At 76.4% G+C, this 3,060-nt stretch carries 1 protein-coding gene; it reads left to right on the top strand.

Translation table 11 applies throughout. The features are described 5' to 3' along the window. Positions 1-14 precede the first annotated feature (14 nt). The coding region (locus tag AB0D67_RS39010; RefSeq protein WP_362947460.1) for a type I polyketide synthase at positions 15-3,060 on the top strand (3,046 nt) is incomplete at its 3' end.

Genomic DNA, 3,060 nt, shown 5'->3' on the forward strand with positions numbered 1-3,060 from the left:
CCACCTACGGACACATGCGCCCCACCGACCGCCCCCTGTGGCTCGGCTCGATCAAATCCAACATCGGTCATACGCAGGCCGCCGCGGGGGTGGCGGGTGTGATCAAAATGGTCATGGCCATGCGGCACGGCGTGCTGCCCCGTACCCTGCACGTCACCGAGCCCACCCCGCACGTCGACTGGTCGGCGGGCGACGTGCGGCTGCTGACCGAGGAGACCGGGTGGCCGCGCGGTGAGCGGCCGCGCCGGGCCGGCGTCTCCTCCTTCGGCATCAGCGGCACCAACGCGCACGCGATCATCGAGGAGTACGCCTCCGAGCCGGAGCCGCCGGCCGCCGCGGTCCTCACCGGCCCGATCGCCTGGCCGGTCAGCGCCCACAGCCCGCGGTCGCTGGCGGCCAGGACCGCCCACCTGGCCGAGCTCAGGGAGGATCCGGCCGACGTGGCGCGCGCACTGGCCGGGCAGCCGCTCCTGTCGCACCGCGCCGTCGCCCTCGGGCGCGACCACGCCGCCCTGTCCGGGGCGCTGGCCCGCCACGCGCGGGGCGAGACGGCCGAGGTGATCGAGGGCGTCGCGGGCGAGCGGCCCCGCGTGGCGTTCCTGTTCACCGGGCAGGGCGGGCAGCGGCCCGGCATGGGACGCGAACTGGCCGCCTGCTCGCCGGTGTTCGCCGCCGCGCTCGACGAGGTCTGCGCGGCCCTCGACCCCCACCTCGACCGGCCGATCCGCGACGTGATGTGGGCCGGGCCCGGCACCCCCGAGTCCGGCCTGCTCGACGACACCGCCTACACCCAGCCCGCGCTGTTCGCCTTCGAGGTGGCCGCGTACCGGCTGCTGGAGTCGCTCGGCGTGACGCCCTCGGTGGTGGCCGGGCATTCGGTCGGCGAGTACGCCGCCGCCCACGTCGCGGGGATCTGGACCCTGCCGGACGCCGCCCGCCTGATCGCCGCCCGCGGCCGGCTGATGCGCGAGCTGTGCGAGCCGGGCGCGATGGTCGCCGTTAACGCCACCCTCGATGAGGTCACCTCAAGCCTGGCCGGGCTGGAGGACCGGGTCGGCGTCGCCGCCGTCAACGGCCCCGCCAGTGTGGTGATCTCGGGGGCGGAGGAGCCCTGCCTGGCCGTGGCCGCGCACTGGAAGGCCCAGGGGCGGCGGACCCGCAGGCTGCCGGTCAGCCACGCCTTCCACTCGCCGCTCATGGAGCCGGTCCTGGCCGTGTTCGCCGCCGAACTGGAGACGGTGACGTTCGGGACGCGGCGCGTGCCCTTCGTCACCGGCATCCCCGGCGACTGGACCGACCCCGGCTACTGGCCGGAGCAGATCAGGCGACCCGTGCTGTTCCACGCGACGGTCAACACGCTGGAGGAGTCCGGCGCCCGCGTCCTCCTGGAGGTGGGGCCGCAGGCCGTGCTCTCCGGCATGGCGCACGACTGCGTGACCGGCGACGACACGACGATCGCCGCCTTGCACAGACGCGACCGCGGCGAGGCCGACGCGCTGGTCGCCGGCCTGGCGGTGGCGTGGACGGCGGGGGCGGGCGTGGACTGGGCCGCGCTGTCCCCCCACGGCCGTCCGGTCGATCTGCCGCCGTACCCGTTCGACCGCGAACGCTACTGGCTCGGTCCGCCCGTCCGGAACGCGGGACTGTCCGCCACCGGACTGCGCGAGACCGGCCACCCGCTGCTGGGCGCGGCCGTCGAGCTGGCCGACGACGGCCCGGCTGTGCTCACCGGCGTGCTGTCCGTCGCCGGCACGCCCTGGCTGGCCGACCACGCCGTGGGCGGGACCGTCGTCCTGCCGGGGACCGCGCTGGCGGACCTGGTGCTGGAGGCGGGTTCGCGGGCCGGATCCGGCTTGATCGAGGAGCTGATGTTCGAGGCGCCGCTGGTCCTGCCCGAACGCGGCGGCGTGGCGGTGCAGGTCGTCGTCGAGGCTCCGGACGGCTCCGGGGCCCGCGCCGTACGCGTGCACTCCCGCCCCGCCGGCGACCCCGAGGCGGGCTGGACCCGCCACCTGTCGGGCACCGTCGCCGAGGACCGGGACGGCGAGGCCCGCCCCGGGTGGGCCGCCGCATGGCCGCCCGCCGGGGCCGTGCCCGTCGACGTCGAACGTGGCTACGAGCGCCTGGCCGAGCAGGGCTACGAGTACGGCCCCGCCTTCCAGGGACTGCGGGCCGTGTGGCGGCACGGCGAGGAGCTGTACGCCGACGTGGCGGTGCCCGAACACGTGGACGTGGCCGGGTTCGGCATCCACCCGGCCCTGCTGGACTCCATGTTCCACCCGCTGCTGGTCGCCGGCGGCGACACCGACGGGCTGCGGGTGCCGTTCGAGCTGCGCGGGGTGCGGTTGCTCGCCACCGAGGCCAGGTCCCTGCGGGTACGGCTGGCCAGGACCGGCGACGACGGCTGCGCGATCGAGGCCGTCGACGACTCGGGGCGGCTGGTGTTCGCCCTGGCCTCGGTCCGCACGAGGCCCGTGCCGGGCGGCGCCGTGACGTCGGGGCCGGTGTCGTACCGGCTGGACTGGGCGGAGGCGGTCGCCGAGCCCGGCGACGCCGAGTCCGTCGTGATCCCCTGCGTCGGCGGGGACGAGGACATTCCCGCCGCGCTGCGGCGGCTCACCGCGCAGGCGCTGGACGCCATCCGGGACCCCCGGCTGGCCGAGTCCCGGTTGATGTTCGTCACCCGGCCCGGTGACGTGGCGGGTGCGGCGGTGTGGGGGCTGGTGCGGTCGGCGCAGACCGAGCAGCCGGGCCGCCTCGTCCTGGCCGAGGTCCCCGACGGGTACGCCGACTGGTCGCGCATCGCGGCCGTCGGTGAGCCGCAGGTCCGTGTCGAGGACGGCCGGCTCCTGGTGCCCCGCCTGGTCCGCCGCGAGGCTCCGGCCGAGCCCGCCCCCGTCCTGTGGGGGACGGTTCTGGTGACCGGCGGGACCGGGGGTCTGGGTGCGTTGACGGCCCGGCATCTGGTGGTGCGGCACGGGGTGCGGGATCTGCTGCTGGTCTCGCGGCGCGGCCCGCGGGCCCCCGGCGCGGGTGAGCTGGTCGCGGAGCTGGAGGCCC

The organism is Streptosporangium sp. NPDC048047 (assembly GCF_040653115.1).
Lineage (GTDB): Bacteria > Actinomycetota > Actinomycetes > Streptosporangiales > Streptosporangiaceae > Streptosporangium.